This window comes from Pseudomonas sp. AC252, assembly GCF_979258105.1.
On sequence record NZ_OZ409837.1, the window covers coordinates 4,347,950 to 4,369,531 of the forward strand.

Annotated in this window: 22 protein-coding genes and 1 pseudogene; 13 read left to right on the top strand and 10 right to left on the bottom strand. The window is 60.2% G+C overall.

What is annotated here, in order from left to right; all coding sequences use genetic code 11:
- Positions 1 to 120: 120 nt before the first annotated feature.
- Together ACZZZ4_RS19945 and ACZZZ4_RS19950 are read right to left on the bottom strand one after the other, a co-directional pair.
- Positions 121 to 1,514, bottom strand: a pseudogene (locus ACZZZ4_RS19945) (sensor histidine kinase).
- Positions 1,492 to 2,175, bottom strand: coding sequence for a response regulator transcription factor (locus ACZZZ4_RS19950; protein WP_056788996.1), 684 nt, complete (start codon positions 2,173 to 2,175; stop codon positions 1,492 to 1,494). Before ACZZZ4_RS19950 ends, ACZZZ4_RS19945 begins: the two are co-directional and overlap by 23 nt.
- A 178-nt stretch (positions 2,176 to 2,353) precedes the next feature.
- Between ACZZZ4_RS19950 and ACZZZ4_RS19955 the strand changes: the two genes are divergently transcribed.
- The 6 genes from ACZZZ4_RS19955 (at position 2,354) to hcnC (ending at position 7,764) form a co-directional block, all read left to right on the top strand.
- Positions 2,354 to 2,677, top strand: a complete 324-nt coding sequence (locus ACZZZ4_RS19955) for a YdcA family protein (RefSeq protein ID WP_415763953.1) — start codon at positions 2,354 to 2,356, stop codon at positions 2,675 to 2,677.
- Positions 2,678 to 2,866: 189 nt separating this feature from the next.
- Positions 2,867 to 3,796, top strand: coding sequence for a hypothetical protein (locus ACZZZ4_RS19960; RefSeq protein ID WP_039762248.1), 930 nt, complete (start codon positions 2,867 to 2,869; stop codon positions 3,794 to 3,796).
- Positions 3,797 to 4,006: 210 nt separating this feature from the next.
- Positions 4,007 to 4,555, top strand: a complete 549-nt coding sequence (locus ACZZZ4_RS19965) for a hypothetical protein (RefSeq protein ID WP_463548547.1) — start codon at positions 4,007 to 4,009, stop codon at positions 4,553 to 4,555.
- 236 nt (positions 4,556 to 4,791) lie between these two features.
- On the top strand, positions 4,792 to 5,106 hold the full coding sequence (locus ACZZZ4_RS19970; RefSeq protein WP_039762246.1) for a (2Fe-2S)-binding protein: 315 nt from the start codon (positions 4,792 to 4,794) through the stop codon (positions 5,104 to 5,106).
- On the top strand, positions 5,103 to 6,512 hold the full coding sequence (hcnB, locus tag ACZZZ4_RS19975; protein WP_463548548.1) for a cyanide-forming glycine dehydrogenase subunit HcnB: 1,410 nt from the start codon (positions 5,103 to 5,105) through the stop codon (positions 6,510 to 6,512). Before ACZZZ4_RS19970 ends, hcnB begins: the two co-directional genes overlap by 4 nt.
- Positions 6,505 to 7,764 (top strand): cyanide-forming glycine dehydrogenase subunit HcnC, encoded by a 1,260-nt coding sequence (gene hcnC / locus ACZZZ4_RS19980; protein ID WP_463548549.1) that lies wholly within the window; start codon positions 6,505 to 6,507, stop codon positions 7,762 to 7,764. The genes hcnB and hcnC overlap by 8 nt, the downstream gene beginning before the upstream one ends.
- Before the next feature lie 148 nt (positions 7,765 to 7,912).
- Here the strand turns inward: hcnC and ACZZZ4_RS19985 are convergent, their stop codons facing one another.
- A complete protein-coding gene (locus tag ACZZZ4_RS19985) occupies positions 7,913 to 9,721 on the bottom strand; it encodes a monovalent cation:proton antiporter-2 (CPA2) family protein (RefSeq protein ID WP_129998421.1) in 1,809 nt (602 codons plus the stop codon).
- A gap of 249 nt (positions 9,722 to 9,970) precedes the next feature.
- On the opposite strand from ACZZZ4_RS19985, the gene ACZZZ4_RS19990 reads away from it, so the two are divergent.
- Positions 9,971 to 10,885, top strand: coding sequence for a LysR family transcriptional regulator (locus ACZZZ4_RS19990; RefSeq protein ID WP_129998422.1), 915 nt, complete (start codon positions 9,971 to 9,973; stop codon positions 10,883 to 10,885).
- Here ACZZZ4_RS19990 and ACZZZ4_RS19995 read toward each other — a convergent pair.
- Both ACZZZ4_RS19995 and tcuC read right to left on the bottom strand, forming a co-directional pair.
- Positions 10,875 to 11,645: a substrate-binding domain-containing protein gene (locus tag ACZZZ4_RS19995; RefSeq protein ID WP_463548550.1), complete on the bottom strand. Its 771-nt coding sequence runs from the start codon at positions 11,643 to 11,645 to the stop codon at positions 10,875 to 10,877. The genes ACZZZ4_RS19990 and ACZZZ4_RS19995 overlap by 11 nt on opposite strands.
- Before the next feature lie 12 nt (positions 11,646 to 11,657).
- Positions 11,658 to 12,950 carry a tricarballylate/proton symporter TcuC gene (tcuC, locus tag ACZZZ4_RS20000; RefSeq protein ID WP_463537978.1) on the bottom strand — a complete coding sequence of 431 codons (1,293 nt, stop codon included), beginning with the start codon at positions 12,948 to 12,950 and terminating at the stop codon, positions 11,658 to 11,660.
- Positions 12,951 to 13,925: 975 nt separating this feature from the next.
- Between tcuC and ACZZZ4_RS20005 the strand changes: the two genes are divergently transcribed.
- Both ACZZZ4_RS20005 and ACZZZ4_RS20010 read left to right on the top strand, forming a co-directional pair.
- Complete coding sequence (locus ACZZZ4_RS20005) at positions 13,926 to 14,234, top strand: RcnB family protein (protein WP_039762238.1); 309 nt, start codon at positions 13,926 to 13,928, stop codon at positions 14,232 to 14,234.
- 88 nt (positions 14,235 to 14,322) lie between these two features.
- A complete protein-coding gene (locus ACZZZ4_RS20010; RefSeq protein WP_052269133.1) occupies positions 14,323 to 14,835 on the top strand; it encodes a hypothetical protein in 513 nt (170 codons plus the stop codon).
- Position 14,836: 1 nt separating this feature from the next.
- On the opposite strand, the gene ACZZZ4_RS20015 is transcribed toward ACZZZ4_RS20010, so the two are convergent.
- Entirely contained in the window at positions 14,837 to 15,148 is a 312-nt protein-coding gene (locus ACZZZ4_RS20015; protein WP_039762237.1) for a protealysin inhibitor emfourin, read from the bottom strand.
- Between the two features lie 14 nt (positions 15,149 to 15,162).
- On the bottom strand, positions 15,163 to 16,209 hold the full coding sequence (locus ACZZZ4_RS20020; RefSeq protein ID WP_039762235.1) for a M4 family metallopeptidase: 1,047 nt from the start codon (positions 16,207 to 16,209) through the stop codon (positions 15,163 to 15,165).
- 133 nt (positions 16,210 to 16,342) lie between these two features.
- On the opposite strand from ACZZZ4_RS20020, the gene ACZZZ4_RS20025 reads away from it, so the two are divergent.
- Complete coding sequence (locus tag ACZZZ4_RS20025; protein WP_463548551.1) at positions 16,343 to 16,681, top strand: FKBP-type peptidyl-prolyl cis-trans isomerase; 339 nt, start codon at positions 16,343 to 16,345, stop codon at positions 16,679 to 16,681.
- Positions 16,682 to 16,799: 118 nt separating this feature from the next.
- On the opposite strand, the gene ACZZZ4_RS20030 is transcribed toward ACZZZ4_RS20025, so the two are convergent.
- The 3 genes from ACZZZ4_RS20030 to ftrA form a co-directional block, all read right to left on the bottom strand.
- Positions 16,800 to 17,108, bottom strand: a complete 309-nt coding sequence (locus ACZZZ4_RS20030; protein ID WP_415762897.1) for a helix-turn-helix domain-containing protein — start codon at positions 17,106 to 17,108, stop codon at positions 16,800 to 16,802.
- Between the two features lie 3 nt (positions 17,109 to 17,111).
- Positions 17,112 to 17,435, bottom strand: coding sequence for a type II toxin-antitoxin system RelE/ParE family toxin (locus ACZZZ4_RS20035; protein WP_415762895.1), 324 nt, complete (start codon positions 17,433 to 17,435; stop codon positions 17,112 to 17,114).
- Positions 17,436 to 17,628: 193 nt separating this feature from the next.
- Positions 17,629 to 18,618: a transcriptional regulator FtrA gene (ftrA, locus tag ACZZZ4_RS20040; RefSeq protein WP_463548552.1), complete on the bottom strand. Its 990-nt coding sequence runs from the start codon at positions 18,616 to 18,618 to the stop codon at positions 17,629 to 17,631.
- Positions 18,619 to 18,719: 101 nt separating this feature from the next.
- Between ftrA and ACZZZ4_RS20045 the strand changes: the two genes are divergently transcribed.
- From ACZZZ4_RS20045 to ACZZZ4_RS20055, 3 genes are all read left to right on the top strand, one after another.
- Entirely contained in the window at positions 18,720 to 19,148 is a 429-nt protein-coding gene (locus tag ACZZZ4_RS20045; protein ID WP_463548553.1) for a rhodanese-like domain-containing protein, read from the top strand.
- 277 nt (positions 19,149 to 19,425) lie between these two features.
- A complete protein-coding gene (locus tag ACZZZ4_RS20050) occupies positions 19,426 to 20,205 on the top strand; it encodes an ABC transporter substrate-binding protein (protein ID WP_024013359.1) in 780 nt (259 codons plus the stop codon).
- A 201-nt stretch (positions 20,206 to 20,406) separates the two neighbouring features.
- Positions 20,407 to 21,519, top strand: a complete 1,113-nt coding sequence (locus ACZZZ4_RS20055; protein ID WP_463548554.1) for a succinylglutamate desuccinylase/aspartoacylase family protein — start codon at positions 20,407 to 20,409, stop codon at positions 21,517 to 21,519.
- Positions 21,520 to 21,582: the final 63 nt, after the last annotated feature.

Genomic DNA, 21,582 nt, shown 5'->3' on the forward strand with positions numbered 1-21,582 from the left:
TTCCCACGCTCCGCGTGGGAATGCAGCCCGGGACGCTCTGCGTCCCATTTCGAAGGCCGGAACGCGGAGCGTCCCTTGAGGCATTCCCACGCGGAGCGTGGGAACGATCGGCGCGAGACGTCAGGCCTGGCTGATCAAACTCTGCCGACAATCCAGCACCAGTTTCGCCCCGCCCAGATCACTGCTGCCGACCTCAAGGCTGAAGCCGTGCAGGCTGACAATCGCCGCGACGATCGACAGCCCCAGTCCAAAACCACTCTGCGGCTGGCCACCTTCAGTGCGATAGAAACGCTGAAACACCGCCTCACGTTCAGCCTCGGGAATCCCCGGCCCTGAATCGTGAACCTCGATCCGCGTCTGCCCACCCGCATTGACTCCACGCAACATCACCGTACCGCCGGGCGGGGTGAATTTGATCGAGTTGCTCAGCAGATTCGCCAGCGCTTCGAACAACAACGCCCGGTCGCCATTGAGCGGCGGCAGCGTTTCCGGCATGTTCAGCTGGAAACGCAGATCGCCTTCCTCAGCCAGTGGCAGATAGAACTCGTGCAATTCTTCCAGCAACTGCGCGGGGTCGAGTTCGACGAAGCCTGAACGGCGCTGACGATCCTCCAGTTCGGAAATCCGCAGCAGCCCTCGAAAGCGCGCCATCAGCGTGTCCGCTTCGGCCAGGACCAAATCCAGTTGCGCTGCTTGCTGCGAACCTTCGCCGGCCTGTTGCTGCATGCGATACAACTGCGCGCGCAAGCGGGTCAGGGAGTGCGCAAATCGTGGGCGATGTTGTCGCAGACGCCTTTGACCTCGTTCATCAAACGTTCGATGCGCTCGAGCATGGCGTTGACGATCGCGGCGAGCATGTCCAGTTCATCGCGGCGATTGGACAACGGCAAGCGGTGCGTCAGGTCGCCGGCGACGATAGCCTGGGCGCTATTCTGGATCGCGCGAATGCGCTGCAACGGTCGACGCCGCAACAGATGCCAACCGGCGATCCCGGGAATAATCGTCAGCGACACGCCCCAGAACAGCGCGTGCAAAATGATCCGGGTGACCGCAAACAGCGAGCCATTGTCACGCAGCAGCACCAGCCAGCGTCCGTCGCGGGTTTGCGTGGCCACCGCATCGCAGCTGTCGCTCGGCAGGGTCGGATCGTCGGAATCGGCGCATTCGGCGAGCATGTGGATCTTGCCATCCAGCGGCAGCCCCTCGGGGATTTGCTGGAGTGCACCGCCCAGGTAAACGCCGTCCGCGCTGAATAGACCGTAGGCATCGATGCCGCGGATATCGAAGGTCATGCTGGCGGCGAGGGCGTCCTCCAGTTGCTCGCCGCGAAAGTGCGAAAACAGGTGCTGACGTTGCATCAACGAATGTTTGGCGAGTTTGTCGAGGTAGCCGGACACCTCGTAGTACATGACCCCCATGAGGATCGCGCTCCACGCCACGAACAGCGAACTGTACAGCGCCAGCAGGCGGCTGCTGGAAGAGCGCCAGCCGTCAGACGGGTTCGGCAATGACATAGCCGGAGCCCCGTACCGTGCGGATCAGCGGAACGTTGCCGGCTGCGTCGATCTTCTTGCGCAGTCGGCCGATGTGCACGTCGATCAGGTTGGTGCCTGGGTCGAAGTGATAACCCCAGACCTCTTCGAAAATCATCATCCGCGAGAGAATCTGGCCGCTGTTGCGCATCAGAAACTCGAGCAGCTTGTATTCAGTCGGCAACAGCGTCAGCACCTGTTCGGCGCGTCGGGCTTCGTGGCTGATCAGGTCCAGTTCCAGGTCGGCGACTTTTAGCGTCGTGGCCTGGGTGGCGACGCTGTTCTGCCGGCGTAGCAACACTTCAACCCGCGCGGCCATTTCATCGGTGGCGAACGGCTTGGTCAGGTAGTCATCGCCACCGGCGCGCAAACCGCGCACGCGCTCATCGACATCGGAGAGGGCGCTGATCATCAGAATCGGCGTCGCCACGCCCATGGTGCGCAGGGTAGTGACGATGGCCAGACCATCCAGCTCGGGCAGCATGCGGTCGAGGGTGATCAGGTCGTAGTTGCCGCTGACGGCGCGGTCGAGGCCTTCGCGGCCATTGTCGACCCAGTCGACGTCCAGCCCGTGGCTGCTCAGTTCGGCAACGATTTCCCGCGCGGTCACGGCGTCGTCTTCGATGGTCAAGATACGAGTCATAGGCAGGCCTGCTGATCGGTTCAAACGGAATGGCAGCATTTTGCCAAGAAATTGCCGTGACGCTTTAAATTAACTTTCATGTTGCCGCTGCCATTCACCGGAACGGAAGCTTTGCTTGTCAAAAGATTGATATCATCTGGCCATAAAGTCCAACAGGAGTGGCGCGGTGAATACATTGATGAGCTCTGGCTGGAGGCCGATCGTCCTGCTCTTGCTGGTGTTTGCCAGCGGCCTCGCTTTTGCGGCCAATACGCCTTGTTCCGGCAAGAAAGGCGGAATAGACCGCTGCGACGGCGACCTGTTCCTGTGCAATGACGGCTCAATCAGCGGTTCGAAGAAGAGCTGCGCGGCAATGTTTGGCGAGCGTCAGCAGATGCGTCCGCAAAACTTCCTGCAAGGCGACGATGGTTGCGCCTGCGGTACTGGCTCGTTTTGCACGGGGCCTCGCGGCGGCGTGTATTGCCTGACGCCAAGCGGTAAAAAGAGTTACAAGCGAAAATGATCGACTCTGCCAATGCATAAAACCCGCTGTAATTTGGCAACTGTTGCAATTTGCAAGGTCCTAAGAAGTTTATATTTTATAAGCCGTTGAAAAATAAAGATTTATTCAGTCGCTGTACCTGGCACGGTCACTGCAATTCCTCACATGACGAGTTGTAACACCATTTTTCATGCCTGGAGCAGCACAACAATGAATAGATCCCCTGATGGCTATTATTCTGCCGTGGAAGAGTCGAGCAGTGTTTCAGGCGTGTCCTGGGGCGCGATCTTCGCCGGTGCTGCGGCTGCCGCTGCACTGTCGATGATTCTGGTATTGCTCGGTTTCGGCCTGGGCTTTTCGGCTGTTTCACCGTGGGCCGGAGAGGGCGTCAGCGCCAAGGGCCTGGGCATTTCGACGATTGTCTGGCTGGCTGTGACGCAGATTATTGCTTCCGGTATGGGCGGCTACATTGCCGGCCGTCTGCGTGTGAAGTGGGCCAACATGCACGGTGACGAAGTGTATTTCCGCGACACCGCCCATGGTTTCCTTGCTTGGTGTGTCGCCACCTTGGTCACCGCTGTGCTGGTGGTCGGTTCGGTCAGCAGCGTCGTCAGTGGCGGCGTGCAGGCCGGTGCCAACGTCGTTGGCGGTGCTGCCGGTGCGATGAGCCAGGCCGCCGGCTCGGCTGCTGCCAACACTGACAGCGATCAGTACGGTTACTTCGTCGACAGCCTGTTTCGCGATGATCGTCCTGCTGCTGTCAGCGATGATGCCGCACGCGGCACCGTGACCCGCATCTTTGCCCAGAGCCTGGCCAACGGTCAGCTCAGCGCAGAAGACCGTACCTACCTCGCGCAACTGGTGTCGCAACGCACCAACCTGAGCCAGGCCGATGCCGAACGTCGTGTCGACGAGATCTACGCCAACACCCAGAAAGCCATCGCTGACGCCAAACTGAAAGCCCAGCAAGCTGCCGACACCGCCGCCAAAGTCGCTGCCTACACCTCGCTGTGGATGTTCGTTGCGCTGTTGGCCGGTGCGTTCTTCGCCAGCCTCGCAGCTACCTTCGGCGGTCGTCGTCGCGATGCGGTCGAGTACGTTGAAGTCGACACCTACACCACTACCACTCCGGTCCGTTAAAAAGGAGAGTCACCATGCGCTCATTACTGTTGTTCTTCCTCGGCGTACCGATCCCGATCATCATCCTGATCGCCCTGTTCGTGCACTGATCCCTCTGAGGCAGGATGCCTCTGCCGCTTTACCTTCGGGTAAAAGCGGCTTTTTGCTTTCTGCGGTGCCAAAAGCGAAAATCCCTGCGCAAAGCGGGCGTTCCGCTTTATCACTTTAAGGATGAGTCAGTTGGACAAGAAGGAAACCAAACGCCAGGTCGGCGAAATGCTCGATGCCGGTCGCTCGAAAACCGAGACTTTCCAGGCATTCTCCGGTGGTGCGTTGAAAGACAAGGCGCTGGCCTACCTGATCGGCTCACGCCCCGATCCGGATCTGATTGAACGACACGCCGGCAAGATCAAAATCCTTCTCGGACTGATCTATGTTCAGGCGCTGATCGGTCTGATGGGCGGCTATTTCCTCGGGCTGACTATCAGCACTGGTTTTGCCATCGGACTTGGTTTGTTTGCAGGTGGCGTGCCTTTGCTCTTTGCCTGGGGTTTTTATCGCAACGCAGCTCACGCTTACACGGTGTACGTGGTGCTCTCGATAAGCCAGGTGCCGCGCATGTTCAAGGAATACGGAGATGACCCGACCGGTACGGTGATCGGCGTGGCAATCACGCTGGCGATGATTTTCTACGTCGCGTGGTTGAAGAACCTGCTGTTCCCCGACCTCGGTTTCTTCGGCGCAAAGAAAATCAAAGGCCAGTTCGTCTTCTCCAACTAATCGTTACCATCCCGCCATTTTCACTGGCCTGGATCAATATTTCGCGTGGCGATGTCGCCTACCGTAAATGACCCAGGCCTTTGCTGAGGTATGAGCTACAGTGCTTCTCGCGCACCTTGTTGCGCTGACGAAGTATCCGCGTCGACGTTGAAAACACAGCAAAAAAGCGTCGACGAGGCGTAGTGCAGCAAGGAGCTGTCACAACCTCAACTGAATCTTCACGGACGAATACCGTAATGAACTGCCTAGAAAGAACCTTCGATATCCAGCCCTTGGTGCAGGCGGACATGACCGTGCACATCAACGGCCAAACGGTCAGCGCCGCCATTGGCGAAACTGTCCTCAGCGTCATCCAGTCCCTCGGCGTGCGCCAGATCGCACGCAACGACCACGATCAGATCAGCGGCGCCTATTGCGGCATGGGCGTGTGCCAGTGCTGTCTGGTCAAAATCAACGGTCGCCACAAACGCCGGGCCTGCCAGACCGTGGTGCGCGACGGCATGCAGATTGAGACTCAGGTCAACCGCGTCGTCGCGCAGGAGGTCGTATGAGCCTGCAACCGTTGATCGTCGGCGGCGGGCCGGCGGGGATGGCGGCGGCCATCGAACTGGCGCGCCACGGCGTGCGCAGCACCTTGCTCGAAGAGGCTTCGCGCCTCGGCGGGGTGGTCTATCGCGGGCCGTTGCGTGATGGCGTGCAACTGGATTATCTCGGGCCGCGCTATTCCGAAGCACTGGACAAACTGCATGGTGAATTTCAGCAACAGTCGGGGCTGATCGACGTGCGCCTCAACCATCGCGTGGTCGGCGCCGAAGGCACCCGCGCGTTGGTGGTGCTCGACGGCGATGAGCAACTGCACGAGATCGCTTATCCGCAACTGCTGCTGGCCGCCGGTTGTCATGAACGCAGCGTGCCGTTTCCCGGCTGGACGTTGCCGGGAGTCATCCTGCTCGGCGGCCTGCAACTGCAGATCAAGAGTGGCGTGGTCAAGCCGCAAGGGCCGGTGATCATCGCCGGTACCGGGCCGCTGCTGCCGCTGGTCGCGACCCAATTGCATGCCGCTGGCGTGCGCGTCGCCGGTGTCTACGAGGCTTGCGCGTTCGGCAAGATCGCCCGCGAGAGTCTGGCGCTATTGAACAAACCGCAGCTGTTCCTCGACGGCTTGAGCATGCTCGCTTACCTCAAGTTGCACGGCATCCCGATGAACTACGGTTGGGGGGTGGTCGAAGCCCACGGCGAGGGCGAATTGAAGAGCGTCAGCGTCGCGCCGTATTCGTCGACGTGGGAGGCGGATCTGTCGCGGGTCGAACGCTTCGAAGCGCAGACGTTGGCGGTGGGGTACGGTTTTATTCCGCGCACGCAATTGAGTCAGCAGATGGGTCTTGATCACGGCTTCAGCGACGATGGCTACCTGCGAGCCCACGCCAATATCTGGCAGCAAAGCAGCGTGGCGCATGTGCATCTGGCCGGTGACATGGGCGGAATTCGCGGCGGTGAAGCGGCGATGCTCGCCGGCAAGATCGCCGCCACTTCGATTCTGCTGCAACGTGGCGTACTCGACGCCGGACTGGCCCGCGTTCGGCGCGACGGTTACGCGAGCAAGCTCAGAGCCATCGTGCGCTTCCGCGCAGCGGTGGATCGCTACACCGAGCGCGGCGTCGGCCAGACTGCTTTGCCCGCAGCCGACACGGTGATCTGCCGCTGCGAACATGCGACCCGCGCCGACATCGACCTGGCCCTGGAGCAGGGCGTGCAAGACATCGCCAGCCTGAAAATGCGCACCCGCGTGAGCATGGGCGATTGCCAGGGGCGGATGTGCGTCGGCTATTGCAGCGATCGCTTGCGCCAGGCCTCCGGACGTCAGGATGTCGGCTGGCTGCGCCCACGCTTTCCGATTGATCCAGTGCCGTTTTCCGCGTTTCAGTCCTTCGGCACGGAGGCCGCTTCCCATGAGTAAGTTCTACGACGTGGTCATTGCCGGTGGCGGCGTGATCGGCGCGTCCTGCGCTTACCAATTGTCAAAACGCAAAGACCTCAAGGTGGCGCTGATCGACGCCAAGCGCCCCGGCAACGCGACCCGCGCGTCGGCTGGCGGTTTGTGGGCGATCGGCGAGTCGGTCGGCCTCGGTTGTGGGGTGATCTTTTTTCGCATGATGTCGGCCAATCGCAAGCGCGAAACCCAGGGCGCAGCGGTGGCGGTGGACGCCAGTACGCCGCACATTTTGCCGCAGTCGTTTTTCGATTTTGCCTTGCAGTCCAACGCGCTGTACCCGGCGTTGCACCGCGAGCTGAAAGACAACCACGGCATGGATTGCAAGTTCGAGAGAACCGGGCTGAAATTCGTGATTTATGACAACGAGGATCGGCTGTATGCCGAGCACATCGTCGGCTGCATTCCGCATCTGGCCGATCAGGTGCGCTGGCTCGATCAAGCGGCGTTGCGCGCGGCGGAGCCGAGTGTCAGTCATGAGGCTCGCGGGGCGCTGGAGTTTCTTTGTGATCATCAGGTCAGCCCGTTCCGCCTCGCGGATGCCTACATGGAAGGCGCGCGGCAGAACGGCGTCGACATCTTCGTCAACACCAACATCACCGGCGTGCTGCATCACGGCACTCGCGTAACGGGAGTGCAGACGGCGGAGGCGGGGGTGTTCCACTGCAAGACGCTGATCAACGCCGCAGGCGCCTGGGCGGCGGATTTGAGCGAATGGGCGGCGGGTATTCGCATTCCGGTAAAACCGGTGAAAGGGCAGATCCTGCTGACCGAGCGCATGCCGAAGATCCTCAACGGCTGCCTGACCACCAGCGATTGCTACGTGGCGCAAAAGGACAACGGCGAAATCCTTATCGGCAGCACCACCGAAGACAAAGGCTTCGACGTCACCACCACCTACCCGGAAATCGCCGGGCTGGTGCAGGGCGCGGTGCGCTGTCTGCCGGAGCTTGTGGACGTCAATCTGAAACGCACTTGGGCGGGACTGCGTCCGGGCTCACCGGATGAATTGCCGATCCTCGGGCCGATGCGCGGGGTCGAGGGTTATCTGAATGCTTGCGGGCACTTCCGCACCGGCATTCTGACGTCGGCGATTACCGGGGTGTTGCTGGACAAACTGGTGAATGACGAGCCGCTGCCGCTGGATATCACGCCGTTTCTGGCGGAGCGGTTTGCAGTTGCAGCCGTCGAGCCGGTGCCCGCGCTGGAACTGGCCTGACCCAGGCAGCATTGATGTTGAATGTGCCGGCCTCTTCGCGGGCAAGCCCGCTCCCACAGGGTTATATGTCGCACACGAAATATCGGTTCGACTCGACCAATGTGGGAGCGGGCTTGCCCGCGATGGCGGCTTGAGCAGCGCCGGATTTTCAGCTGTCGCGCGCTTGCTCTTCCAGTTGATCCGATTCAAACAACTTGGCCAGTTCCGCCCGGGCTTCCTGGGCGGTCTGCAGGACTTTGGCTGCGTCGTCGTAAACGGCGTGTTGCGCCTCCAGTACCTGTTCGTCGTGATGCTTGAAACGCTTGATCCGCGCATCGGCCTGGGCCTGGGTCAGCCCGAGGCCGACCAACGTGCGCCGGCTCATTTCCAGACTTGAATAATAGGTCTCACGAATCGCCTCCGCGCCCACATCAACCAGGCGATGCACGTGCTGACGGTTACGCGCGCGGGCGATGATTTTCATGTGCGGATAGAGCTTGTGCACCACTTCGGCAGTCTTGATGTTGGTCTCCGGATCGTCCGTGGCAATGACGAAATACTCCGCTTCGCCAACCTTTGCCGCGTGAAGGATTTCCGGGCGCATCGGGTCGCCATAGAACACCGGCACACCGCCGAAGCTGCGCGACAGTTCGATAGTTTCCACCGAGGTGTCCAGCGCAACGAACTTGATGTTCTGCGCGCGCAGAATCCGCGCCACGATCTGGCCCATCCGGCCCATGCCGGCAATCACCACGCGCGGCGCTTCGGTGTCGATTTCGCGGAATTTCTCCGGCACTTCCACCGGCTGCACTTTCGGGCTGACCAGCCGTGCGCAGATCAACAGCAGCAACGGCGTCAGCGCCATCGACAGGGTGATGGTCAGCACCAGCATGTCGTACAGCCGCGGCTCGAACAGGCCTTGATCGCGACCGATCTTGAATACCACGAAGGCAAACTCACCGCCGGCAGCGAGGACGATGCCGAGGCGGATTGCGCTGATCTTGTTCAATCCTCCCGCCAAGCGCCCGACCACGAACAGCAGCGGCAATTTCAGGCCGATCAGCAGCAGGGTCAGGCCCAACACGGTGATCGGCGCGCTCAACAACAGGCTGAGATTGGCGCCCATGCCGACGCTGATGAAAAACAGCCCGAGCAGCAGGCCTTTGAACGGTTCGATCTGCGCTTCCAGTTCATGGCGATATTCCGAATCCGCCAGCAGCAGGCCGGCGAGAAACGCACCCAACGCCATCGACACGCCGACCAGATCCATCAGCCACGCCGTGCCGATCACCACCAGCAGCGCAGTGGCAGTAGATACCTCGGGCAGACCGGTTTTCGCCACCACGCGGAACACCGGACGCAGCAGATATCGCCCGCCGATCACCACCACGGCAATGCCGCCGAGCACCTGCAGGCTGTGCCGAATATCGTCGGCGGTGCTGGTGTGGTGATCGACGCCGGCGAGCATCGGCACCAGCGCGATCAATGGAATCGCGGCGATGTCCTGGAACAGCAGAATCGCAAACGCGAGACGCCCGTGGGGGCTGGTCAGTTCCTTGCGTTCGGCGAGGCTCTGCAGGCCAAACGCGGTAGATGAAAGCGCCAGACCGAGGCCCAGCACGATCGCACTGTTCAGCGGCTGGCCGAACACCGACAGCGCCAGCCCGCCGATCACGGACGCGGTCAGCAGCACCTGCGCCAGGCCGACACCGAACACCGATTTGCGCATCACCCACAAGCGCCGCGGCGACAGCTCGAGGCCGATGATGAACAGCAACAACACCACGCCGAGTTCGGAAATATGCGCAACGCTTTGCGGATTACCGATCAGTCCCAGCACCGATGGGCCGATGATCACTCCCGCAAACAGATAACCCAGCACAGCGCCCAGTTGCAGGCGTTTGGCCAAAGGCACGGTGAGCACCGCCGCGAACAGAAACACGACAGCGGCTTGCAACAGATTGCCTTCATGGGGCATTGAAACGACTCCTGACTACGGGTACGGCGAGGGTGACAAGGATAAGGGGTACGCGGTCTCCAGACCATTCGAGATCCAATGTGGGAGCGAGCCTGCTCGCGAATGCGGTGGGTCAGTCACCTATGCATTGACTGATGCCCTGCATTCGCGAGCAGGCTCGCTCCCACAAGGGCAGCTCTTTCAGGCCTGTAATAATTTGCATCAAATGGTTACATTTATAACCCCTGCGCATCAATTTCCGGAAACGCCATGGCCATCAACTTCGACCTCAACGACCTGCAAGCCTTTCGTGCGGTGGTCGAGCAGGGCAGTTTTCGCAAGGCTGCCGAGACCGTGCGCCTGTCGCAACCGGCGCTGAGCCGGCGCATCGAAAAGCTTGAAGATGCCCTCGGCGTGAAACTGTTCGAGCGCACCACGCGCAAGGTCAGCCTGACCCAGGCCGGGCGCGGCTTCATGCCCAGCGTCGAGCGCTTGCTGGATGATCTCGACATTGCCTTGCTCGGCATCAGCGAAGTCGCCTCGACGCGTCTGGGCCATGTCACCGTCGCCTGCGTGCCGTCGGCGGCGTACTACTTCATGCCCCGCGTGGTCGCGCGCTATCACCAGCAGTTTCCACGGATCAAGGTCAAAGTCCTCGATTCCAGCGCCCACGATGTGTTGAGTGCGGTGGTCAATGGCGAGGCGGATTTCGGTTTGAGTTTTCTCGGCACGCAGGATGCCAAAGTCGAGTTCGAACCGCTTGTGCAGGAGTGCTACGTTGTCGCCTGTCGCCGCGATCATCCGCTGGCCGGGCGCAGCAGCGTCAGCTGGGACGAGTTCTATCAGCAGGATTACATCGCGCTGGACAAGACTTCGGGCAATCGCTTTCTGCTTGATCAGGCCTTGGGCGGAGTAGTGCCGCAGCGGCAGAGCATCTGCGAGACGCGGCATGTGACGACGATGATCGGGCTGGTGGAGGCGGGCTTGGGCGTGGCGGCGGTGCCGTTGATGGCGATGCCTGGGCCGGATCATCCGATCCTGACGCGGGTGCCACTGATTGAGCCGCAGGTGATGCGCAGTGTCGGCATCATCAAGCGCCGGGATCGCACGTTGACCCCGGCGGCACTGGAACTGGAGCGGCTGGTCGTGGAAATGCGCGTCCAGCCGCCAACGCTCAGCGCTTGACCGAATCCAGCCCGGTGGCCTGCACGTCAGCCTGAGCGGCCGGTGCAGCGAGGTAAGCGAGCAGGGCCTTGGCTTCTTCCAGATGCTCGGCCTTGACCGGAATGCCAGCGGCAAAACGCGTCACCGACTGTACCGATTCCGGAATCTTCGCGACGAAGCTCACGCCCGGCACCGGCAGCAATTCACTGACCTGCTGGAAGCCCAACTGATAGTCGCCAGTGGCGACCACCGAGCCGACCGGGATCCTGGCGATCATTTTCGCTTTCGGTTTCAGCTGGTCTTCGATGCCGAGTTTCTTGAACAGCTGCTGCTCGATGTACACGCCGCTGGCGCTGTCGGAGTAGGCCACCGACTGCGCATCAAGCAGGGCTTTCTTCAGACCATCGACATTGCTGATGTCCGGTTTCGCCGCGCCCTCACGCACCACCATGCCGATCCGCGAATCCGCCAGTTCAACGCGGGAGGCCGGGTCGACTTTGCCTTGTTTGATCAGCTCATCGAGGGCGTAGCCGACCATGATCACCACGTCGGCGTGCTCACCGCGCGCCAGACGATTGGGAATTGCTTCCGGCGCCTTGCCCATCGACGGGCCGAGGCTGGTGGTCAGGGTGTTACCGGTGGCGGCAGCGAATTTCGGCCCGAGGATCTTATAAGCGGCAGTGAAGCCACCCGAGGTCATCACGCTGAGTTCTTCGGCCTGGGCCGCGAAGTTGAAAGCGAGACCGGCGAGCAGGGCAGTGACAGTAAAGAGTTTTTTCATGGCGAGTTTTCCTCAGGCCGCGACAGGTTGCAGACGACCACCGGCACGGCGGTACAGATAAAGCGTGGCGCACAGCGCGCACAGGGCACCGATGCTCATCCAGTAACCTGGCGCGGCTTTGTCGCCGGTGTACTGGATCAGGAAAGTCGACATCGCCGGGGTGAAACCGCCGAAGATCGCCGTGGCCAGGCTGTAGGCCAGGGAGAAGCCGGCGACGCGCACTTCCACCGGCATGATTTCGGTCAGCGCCGGAATCATCGCGCCGTTGTACAAGCCGTAGATGAACGACAGCCACAGCAGCGACAGCAGCATGTTGGTGAAGCTCGGCGCCTGCACCAGGAACGACAGCGCCGGATAAGTCGTGGCCAGCGCCAGCAAGGCCATGCCGATCAGTACCGGACGACGGCCGATACGGTCGGACAACGCACCGCCAATCGGCAGCCAGAAGAAGTTCGAAACACCCACCAGCAGCGTCACCAGCAGCGCGTCGGAAGTGCTCAGGTGCAGCACGGTTTTACCGAAGGTCGGCGCGTACACGGTGATCAGGTAGAACGCGGTGGTGGTCAGCGCGACCATCAGCATCCCGCCAAGTACCACGCCCCAGTTCTGGCCGAGGGTGCGGAACACTTCACGCATGCTCGGACGGTGTTTGCGCGCGGCGAACTCTTCGGTTTCCGCCAGATTACGACGCAGGAAGAAGATGAACGGGACGATCATGCAGCCGACGAAAAACGGAATGCGCCAGCCCCACGCGGCCACGACTTGCGGCTCCATCCACTGGTTCAGACCGTAGCCCAGCGCGGCCGCGACGATGATCGCCACTTGCTGACTGGCCGACTGCCAAGCGGTGAAAAAGCCTTTGCGGCCCGGCGTGGCGATCTCGGACAGATACACCGACACACCACCCAGTTCCGCACCGGCCGAGAAGCCTTGCAGCAGCCGGCCGATCAGCACCAGCGCCGGAGCGAACAGGCCAATGGTTTCGTATCCGGGCACCAGCACAATCAATATCGTGCCGCTGGCCATGATCGACAGGGTGACGATCAGACCTTTGCGACGACCGACATCATCGATGTATGCACCGAGCACAATGGCGCCGAGCGGACGCATCAGGAAGCCTGCGCCAAACACCGCGAACGTCATCATCAGGGAGGCGAACTCGCTGCTCGCCGGGAAGAACACCGCCGCGATCTGCGTGGCGTAGAAGCCGAACAGAAAGAAGTCGAACTGTTCGAGGAAGTTGCCCGAGGTCACCCGGAAGATGGCACCGGCCCGCGAGCCGTTGGTAGGGATTGAGGCTGTCATAGGAAAAGTACTCCACCGCTTTTATGACGTGCGCTACGGAGAAGCGGCGCACGGTTTTTATTGAGGTGGATGGTGGCGCAGATGTAACAATCTGTTAATTGCATTGTTGGCATGGATTGATGCGCGGGGCGGATCAATGCTTTCGGTGCTTAGCGGCATATGTGGGAGCGTGCGTGCCCGCGAAGGCTTTTTGTCGAGCGATAATTGTTCTGGTTGACCGGGTACATATCCGTTGCTGCGGTAACGGCTGCTTAGGGTTTCGCCCTTACGGCGAGTTACCTTTTCCAAACGCCGAAAAGGTAACCGAAAAGGCTTGCTCCTGCGTTCGGCCCTCGCAGGCTCGGGTTCCTTCGCTGCGGGATCGATCCGGGCGCAGCGGCTCCGGTTTGCTTCGCTGCACCTCCTTGCGCTGTGTCTGGCTGCGCCAGACGGTCGCTGCGCTCCCACGCCCGGATCAATCCCTCCACTTAGCCTTCCGACGTCGCCCGTGGATCAAAAGCACTCGAGCTAACGCTCATTGTTGAGTGGGGCGGCTTCGCCGCGGGCAGCTGCGCTGCTTTGCTTTTCTGTGGGAGCGGGCCAGCTCGCGAAGGCGGCCTGGCAGCCGACCCGATCATGAGGTCGTGCCCAATCCAACTGTAGGAGCTGCCGAAGGCTGCGATCTTTTGATCTTGCTCTTGCTCTTGCTCTTGCTCTTGCTCTTGCTCTTGTAGGAGTGAGCCTGCTCGCGATAGCGGTATCAGGCGAAAATGATGTTTGCCAGTCGAAGGTTATCGCGAGCAGGCTCACTCCTACAGAGATCGGAGCTCCGGTCAAAAAATTGGTGAAACACCAATCCCTGTGGGAGCTGGCTGGCCAGCGATGGCGGTCTGATGGACAAAGCCCTCTAGTGTCCATCTCTGGCAAAAAACAAGGAATGTTTCCCGCGCCGCACAGTCGGAGTTCAGGTACTACCTATCTGAAAGAGGTTCACCGATGAACAGCAAAACCCTAATCGCCAGCCTGGCCCTTGTTGCCGGCATTGCCGGGATCACGCCCATTGTTCAAGCGGCGCAAACCTCCAGCGACCCCTCTGTGCAATCGCCGACCAGCGATCGCCAGCTGAAGGTCAACGACCGCGCGCCGGAAATGTACCAGCGCGAAGACAAGGCGCTGAAGAACTGGAAAGCCAAAGGTCTGAAAGCACCGATCGAGCAGGCGCAGTGGGTGCAGATCAATGACAAGTACGTGATGGTGATGATCACCAATGGCACGATTGTCGAGATGCAGCCGGTCGAGAAATAGCCTCGGCTTTACAATTGGCCACGGATGGCTGATTGCATTCGAACGCCGTTCCGGTAAAACAGCGGACGTCTGGATGAGGAACAAGGGATTGGACAAGAAACCGCTTTACCGCAAAGTGAATACTCGAACGTGGGGTGTTCGTCGCCACGAATCAGTTGCGCATTACCGCGATCAGCGCAACAGCAAAGCTGCAAGCCGTGACGAAGGCATGCGAAGTTCGATGCACCCAGGCAAACAATACGGGCGAGATTACACGCCGTTGTTTCGCTTCCTGCTGTCTCGGGTTGGCGGTTCTTGGGATGCCATTTTCAGCGAAGCTGTGGCGCGACTGGATCAATCAGCGCCGGTGTTCTGGATGGTTGCCATCCATGAGAAGGATCGCGAAGAAGTCGTGCGACTGGGTGAGTCCAGTTATTTCAACGGGCTTTACGTCGACGAGCAAAATCTCCTGCAACTGGTCAATCCGAAACTGAAGGCGCAGGACATGACGCCGAGCTGCGAGTGCTGTACGCACACGTTCAACGGTGTCGTATTCGGCCAGACCGCGGGCTTTGGCCCGCGCACATCGTCAGTTGTCGACGCAGAAGAACCGCCAGCATGAATCAGAGCAGCTCCCCCTTGTCCCACAAATGCACCAGCTCCCCCGGTGCACGGTCCTCCGGCACCTTCAACACCATTTCCCCGGACTGATAGCGCACCTCAATCTGATAAAAGCGTTGATCACCACGTCCGGATTCGCTGCTGTCCAGCGGCAGGCACCCCTCAAGCACCGAGCAGATTCTTGAACGCTGACTGATGTCGCATTGCGCGAATTCAATTTCCCGTGGGCGGCTCAGGCTGTGAATCGCTGCAACGCCACCCTGGCGAGATACGCGCAAAACGGAATCGTCATCCAGCTCGGGTAGCGTTTTCATACGGTCTCCTCGGATTATTCGATGCCGACCTGTGCCCAGGCTTGCTGCACTGAGCCGGCTGCTTCGGCGCCGAAGCGCTGAGCAGCGTGGTCGATGGTCAATTTTGCAAACGCGTCGAACGTTGCCTCTTGGCTCAAGCGGTTGTCGCATAGTGTGTCGTACCAGATGCGTCCGGCTTTTTCCCAAGCAAAGCCGCCAAATGCTCGGGCTGCCAGGTAAAACGCGCGGTTGGGAATGCCGGAGTTGATGTGTACGCCGCCATTGTCTTCGCTGGTGATGACGAACTTGCGCATATGGTCCGGCTGCGGGTCCTTGCCCAGCAGCGGGTCGTCATATGCCGTGCCGGGGTGCGACATCGAGCGCAGGCCCTTGCCCTGGATCTTAGGCATCAGCAGGTCGGCGCCGATCAACCAGTCGGCCTGCTCGGCGGTTTGACCGAGGGTGTATTGCTTGGTCAAGACACCGAACACGTCTGACAGCGACTCGTTCAACGCGCCGGACTGGTTGGCATAAATCAGCCCGGCTTCGCTTTCGGTGACGCCGTGGGCCAGTTCATGGCCGATGACGTCGAGCGAGCGGGTGAAGCGCTGGAAGATTTCGCCATCGCCGTCACCGAAGACCATCTGCGCACCGTTCCAGAATGCGTTCTCGTAGCCCTGGCCGTAATGCACGCTGCCGATCAGCGCGAAACCTTGATTGTCGATCGAGTCGCGACCGAGCACTTTCCAGAAGAAATCATAGCTGGCGCCCAGCGCATCGTAAGCCTCATCGACCGCCGGATCGCCCGACGCCGGCTGGCCCTCGAGACGCACCGGCATGCCCGGCAAGAGCATTTTGTTCTGCGCATCATGCACGCTGCGCCGGGCCAGGCCAGGCTTGGTCGCCTCCGGCAGAATCGCGCGCGCCGGCGGCTGCGAAGGGCGGCCGGGATTGGGCAGCAGACTGCGCACGTGGTTGAGCGTCTGCATCGCGGCGCTGCGCTGCGGCTCCGAACCGTGAGCAATGATTCGGTTGAGGATGTAGGGCGGGATGAAACTGCGCAGCAATCGAGAGTCGGTCATCAAAGCATCCTTGTCGTCATACGATGTCGATACACATGTGAGCGGTAAGGCGTGTTTTCGGTTCCATGGATTGCCATCGGCAACGGATTCTGCGAAAAACGCCGCCTGCAAATATCTCAACAGAGCCAACGACATGACAGACGAACTGCAAATCATCGACCTGCAACCGGGCGACGGCAAAGCCGCGGTGAAGGGCGCGCTGATTACCACCCAATACACCGGTTGGCTGGAAGACGGCACTGAATTCGACTCGTCCTGGAGCCGGGGCAAAGCGTTTCAGTGCGTGATCGGCACTGGACGCGTGATCAAAGGCTGGGATCAGGGCCTGATGGGCATGCAGGTCGGCGGCACACGCAAACTGCTGGTACCGGCGCATCTGGGGTACGGCGAGCGGACCATGGGCAAGATTCCGCCGAATTCGAATCTAGTGTTTGAGATCGAGTTGCTGGAGGTTTTGACGCGGGAGGATTGAAGGGGAGGAATCATCCAGCGGAACGCCTGTGCAGCTGGATGATGTCGATGGTTAGCTACGAAGTTGAATGCTATTCAACTCCCTCGATTTCCCCGCTCGGATGCTAGGGTGGACATTGTCAGGCCCATTGCAACGGGGCTGAAGGAAAGCAAATGTCCACCTCCAGCCTTGCAGCAGCTGACAGGTTGACCAGTGCATCGAGCGAGAATTTGTCGATTTTCCCATTGAGTACATCATTAAGGCGTGGCTGCGAGATTCCCAATCTTTGTGCCGCGTCCTTTTGAGGCAGCTCCCACGCTCTAATGGTCTCGCAAAGCGAACGCATGAGCTTGGCTCGCAAACGCATGTTGGCAGCTTCCTGAGGCGTGTCCTCCAATGCATCCCATACACTGGAAAATTGTTGGGATGAGTCTTGATGTTCCTTCATGGCTTAACCTATTTCCTGATATCTGGCCCGGGCCAGTTCGATATCTCTGATTTCCGTTTTACGTGTGGTTTTGTGCATGGCGTGAAGCACATAGATTGCTTCAGGTCGATTGACTACATAAAACACGCGAAACGCCCCTGAGTCCTCAGTGATCCTGATTTCGTTGACACCGCGTCCTACGGTTTTCATAGGGCGCCAATCGAGAGGGTCATCACCCTGTTGCAACAGGTCCAGCTGAAACCCCGCCGCCCTGCGGGCATCAACCGGAAACGCTTTGATATCTTTCAACGCGCTCCCCACGAACACCACATCCTTGTGTTTCTGCATCGGCTAGTCCTGTGTCAAAAGGAAAAGCGTAATAGCTGAACGTAAGCGGCGACGGTGAGTTGTATTGCAAGAAATGCCCGTCCACGTTTGATTTTCAGGTTATATCAGAACCAATATAAAGCAAGCCGCATTTTTCCGTTTTACAATTTTCCCCGCCGAGCGTTTCCGCCGTCCTCGCCGTCAACATCAGCGCTTAAAACGCCGTGGGATGGAGCGAAAGCTTGTTGCTTCGCCCAAACCGCTCCCTATAAACCGACGGCGGTACGCCCACCACGCTACGAAACGCCACACGAAAACTCTCCACCGAGCGATAGCCGCAGCGTTGGGCGATCTGCTCGGTGTGTTGGTGGGTGCTCTCGAGCAGCTCACGTGCCCGCGCCAAGCGTTCATGTTGCAGCCAGGCTTTCGGCGATTGGCCGCTGGCTTCGGTGAAGCGCCGCAGAAACGTGCGCTCGCTCATCGCCGCTTCACTGGCCAGATCACGGACTTCGAGTGGTTCGTGCAGGCGTTCGCGGGCCCATTGCATGACGCGCGACAGGTCGCTGCGCGGCGTCGGGCTGACCGGGGTGGGGATGAATTGGGCCTGGCCGCCGGTGCGTTGCGGCGACATGACCAGGCGCCGCGCGACGGCGTTGGCGACCTGCGTGCCGAAGTCACGGGTTACCAGGTGCAGGCAGGCGTCGATGCCGGCGGCGCTGCCGGCGGAGGTGATCAGTTGACCGGCGTCGACGTAGAGCACGTCTGGATCGACCTCGATCGCCGGGTAGCGTTGCGCCAGTTCACCGGTGTAGCGCCAGTGCGTGGTGGCGCGGTGGCCGTCGAGCAGACCGCTGGCGGCGAGCACGAACACGCCCGAGCAGATCGACAGCAACCGCGCGCCTCGGCCATGGGCCTGACGCAATGCGTCGATCAGCGCTGACGGCACCGCGGCGTTGCGATCGCGCCAGCCGGGAATGACGATGGTGCGTGCATCGGCGAGCAGTTCCAGGCCACCATCGGCCAGCACCTGAATCCCGCCCATGGCGCGCATCGGGCCTTGATCGACCGCGGCAATCGCATGCGCGTACCAAGGGAAGTCGAACTCTGGCCGCGCCAGGCCAAAGATCTCCACGGCGATGCCGAACTCGAACGTGCAGAGGCCATCGTAAGCCAGAATGGCAACCAGATTGGGCTGAGTGGGCATTTGGCGGAAAACTCCCGGTCGGTGTCTTACGCGCCACTGTAGCGGCAACCGCCGTCTCGATAAAGTTCGTTCATCCCCCACAGACAAAGGAGCAACACAGCATGACCAGCCTGGTTCGCGAAATTCCCGCCGCGCCTTCGGCGATTGCCCTGATGCATTTCAGCAATCGTCTGACCTTCGAAACCGATTGTTCCGACGTATTCAGTAGCCACGAGGCCGGGGAGGTCGATTTTGTTCTGGTGGACGTGCGCGGCCCGTTGGCGTTCGAGCGCGGCCATGTGCCCGGCGCGATCAATATCCCGACCCGCTTGCTCACGGCGGAGCGCTTGGCCGATTACCCGAAACACACTTTGTTCGTGGTCTATTGCGCCGGACCGCATTGCAACGGCGCGAACAAGGCTGCGGTGAAATTTGCCGCGTTGGGCTATCCAGTCAAAGAGATGATCGGCGGCGTCACCGGATGGCTGGATGAAGGTTTCAACCTCAACGCGGCGGCAGTCGCCAACACACCCGTCGCCTGCGAATGCTGATCTCTCCGTAGGCGCAGCCTTCGGCAGCGCCTGCAGGGGAAACAACATTTTTTGCTCTGCAAACAGTCTTGTCCTACAGCCTTCGCACCGCCACGGCGCACGCGTTGATCCTCGTCAATGCGTGCGCCGATGTTCTGTAAGTATTTGTCGCTTAAAAACAATTGCCCCCGTGCGCGTCGCCATAGACTGCCGGCCACTTCGGTTTTTGCCGTTAGAACGCCATGACCGAATGCTGAATCGAAAGCTGCCAATAAAAGCCTCCGCACGGGAGTAATAAATGAAAAAGCTAGTGATGTTCGGTGCCCTGGCACTGTCGATGTTGTCCCTGACCGCTGTGGCGGAAGACGCCAAGCCGATCCGCATCGGTATCGAAGCCGGTTACCCGCCATTCTCGATGAAAACCCCTGACGGCAAACTCACTGGTTTTGACGTGGACATCGGCGATGCGCTGTGCGCGCAGATGAAGGTCAAATGCACGTGGGTCGAGCAAGAGTTCGATGGCCTGATCCCGGCACTGAAAGTGAAGAAAATCGATGCGATCCTGTCGTCGATGACCATCACTGACGATCGCAAGAAAAACGTCGATTTCACCATCAAGTACTACCACACCCCGGCGCGCTTCGTGATGAAGGAAGGCTCGGGCGTGAAAGACCCGCTGACCGAACTCAAAGGCAAGAAAGTCGGTGTGCTGCGCGCCAGTACTCACGACCGTTACGCGACCGAAGTGCTGGTTCCGGCCGGGATCGAACTGGTGCGCTACGGCTCGCAGCAGGAAGCCAACCTCGACATGGTTTCCGGACGTATCGACGCGATGCTCGCTGACTCGGTCAACCTCAGCGACGGTTTCCTGAAAACCGACGCCGGCAAAGGCTTCGAATTCGTCGGCCCGACTTATGAAGACGCCAAATACTTCGGCGGCGGTGCTGGCATTGCCGTGCGCAAGGGCGATACCGCGCTGGCTGAGCAGTTCAACAAAGCCATCACCGAAATCCGCGCCAATGGCGAGTACAAGAAAGTCCAGGACAAGTACTTCGACTTTGACGTGTACGGCCATTAATACGCCGTGAAAAAAGTGGCCCCGTTTGCGCGGTGGCCATTTTTTTTATGTTTTCGTTGTACTGATAGAGATCCATTGGGGGAGCGAGCTTGCTTTCGAATGCGGTTTAACATTCAGCATCTTTAGTGGCTGACACATTGCATTCGCGAGCAAGCCCGCTCCCACAGGGGACCTGTGTGATGCAGATATGAGGAGTCAACAATGCAACGCATCGACCATGTTCTGCCCTGGAGCCATTTGGGCAGTGAGCGCTCGCTCAGCGTGTTCCGTTACGGCGCTGGCAGCCGAAAAGTCTATATCCAGGCCAGCCTGCACGCCGATGAACTGCCGGGCATGCGCACCGCATGGGAACTCAAGCTGCGTTTGAACGAACTGGAGCAGCAGGGCCGTTTGCAGGGCGTTGTCGAACTGGTGCCGGTGGCCAATCCGATTGGTCTGGATCAGCATCTGCAAGGCAATCACATGGGCCGCTTCGAACTCGGCAGCGGCAAGAATTTCAACCGCGCATTCGTCGAACTCAGCGCCCCGGTCGCGGCGCTGGTTGGCGAGCGTCTGGGCGCGGATGCCGAGGCCAATGTCGCGCTGATTCGCCAGGCCATGGCTCAGGTCTTCGAGGGACTCCCGGCTCCGGCCTCGCAACTGGAAGCCTTGCATCGCCTGTTGCTGCGCCACGCCTGCGACGCCGACATCACCCTCGATCTGCATTGCGATTTCGACGCTGCGATTCACCTCTACGCGCTGCCGCAACACTGGCCGCAGTGGCAGTCTCTTGCGGCGCGACTAAAGGCCGGCGTAGCTTTGCTCTGCGAGGATTCCGGCGGCAGCTCGTTCGATGAATCGTGCTCGACACCGTGGTTGCGTCTGGCCAAAGCATTTCCTCATGCGGCGATTCCGCCGGCGAACCTGGCGACCACGCTGGAGCTGGGCAGCATGGGCGACACCCGCGTCGATCAGGCGCAGGCCAACTGTGAGGCGATTCTGGGCTTTCTCGCCGAGCAGGGCTTCATCAGCGGCGACTGGCCGGCGGCGCCGAGCGAATGTTGTGAAGGTCTGCCGTTTGAAGGCACCGAATACCTGTTCGCCCCGCACCACGGCGTGGTCAGTTTCTTGCGCAATGCTGGCGAGTGGGTCGAGCAGGGCGACGCGCTGTTCGAGGTTGTTGACCCGTTGCAGGATCGCGTGACCACCGTGCGCGCCGGCACCAGCGGGGTGCTGTTTGCGATTGATCGCGGGCGTTATACCGAGCCGGGGATCTGGCAGGCGAAAGTGGCGGGGCGGGTGCCTTTTAGAACCGGGAAGCTGACCAACGACTGATGGCTCTTCGCTGAATTTGCTGACCCCATCGCTGGCAAGCCAGCTCCCACAGGGTTGCGGTTG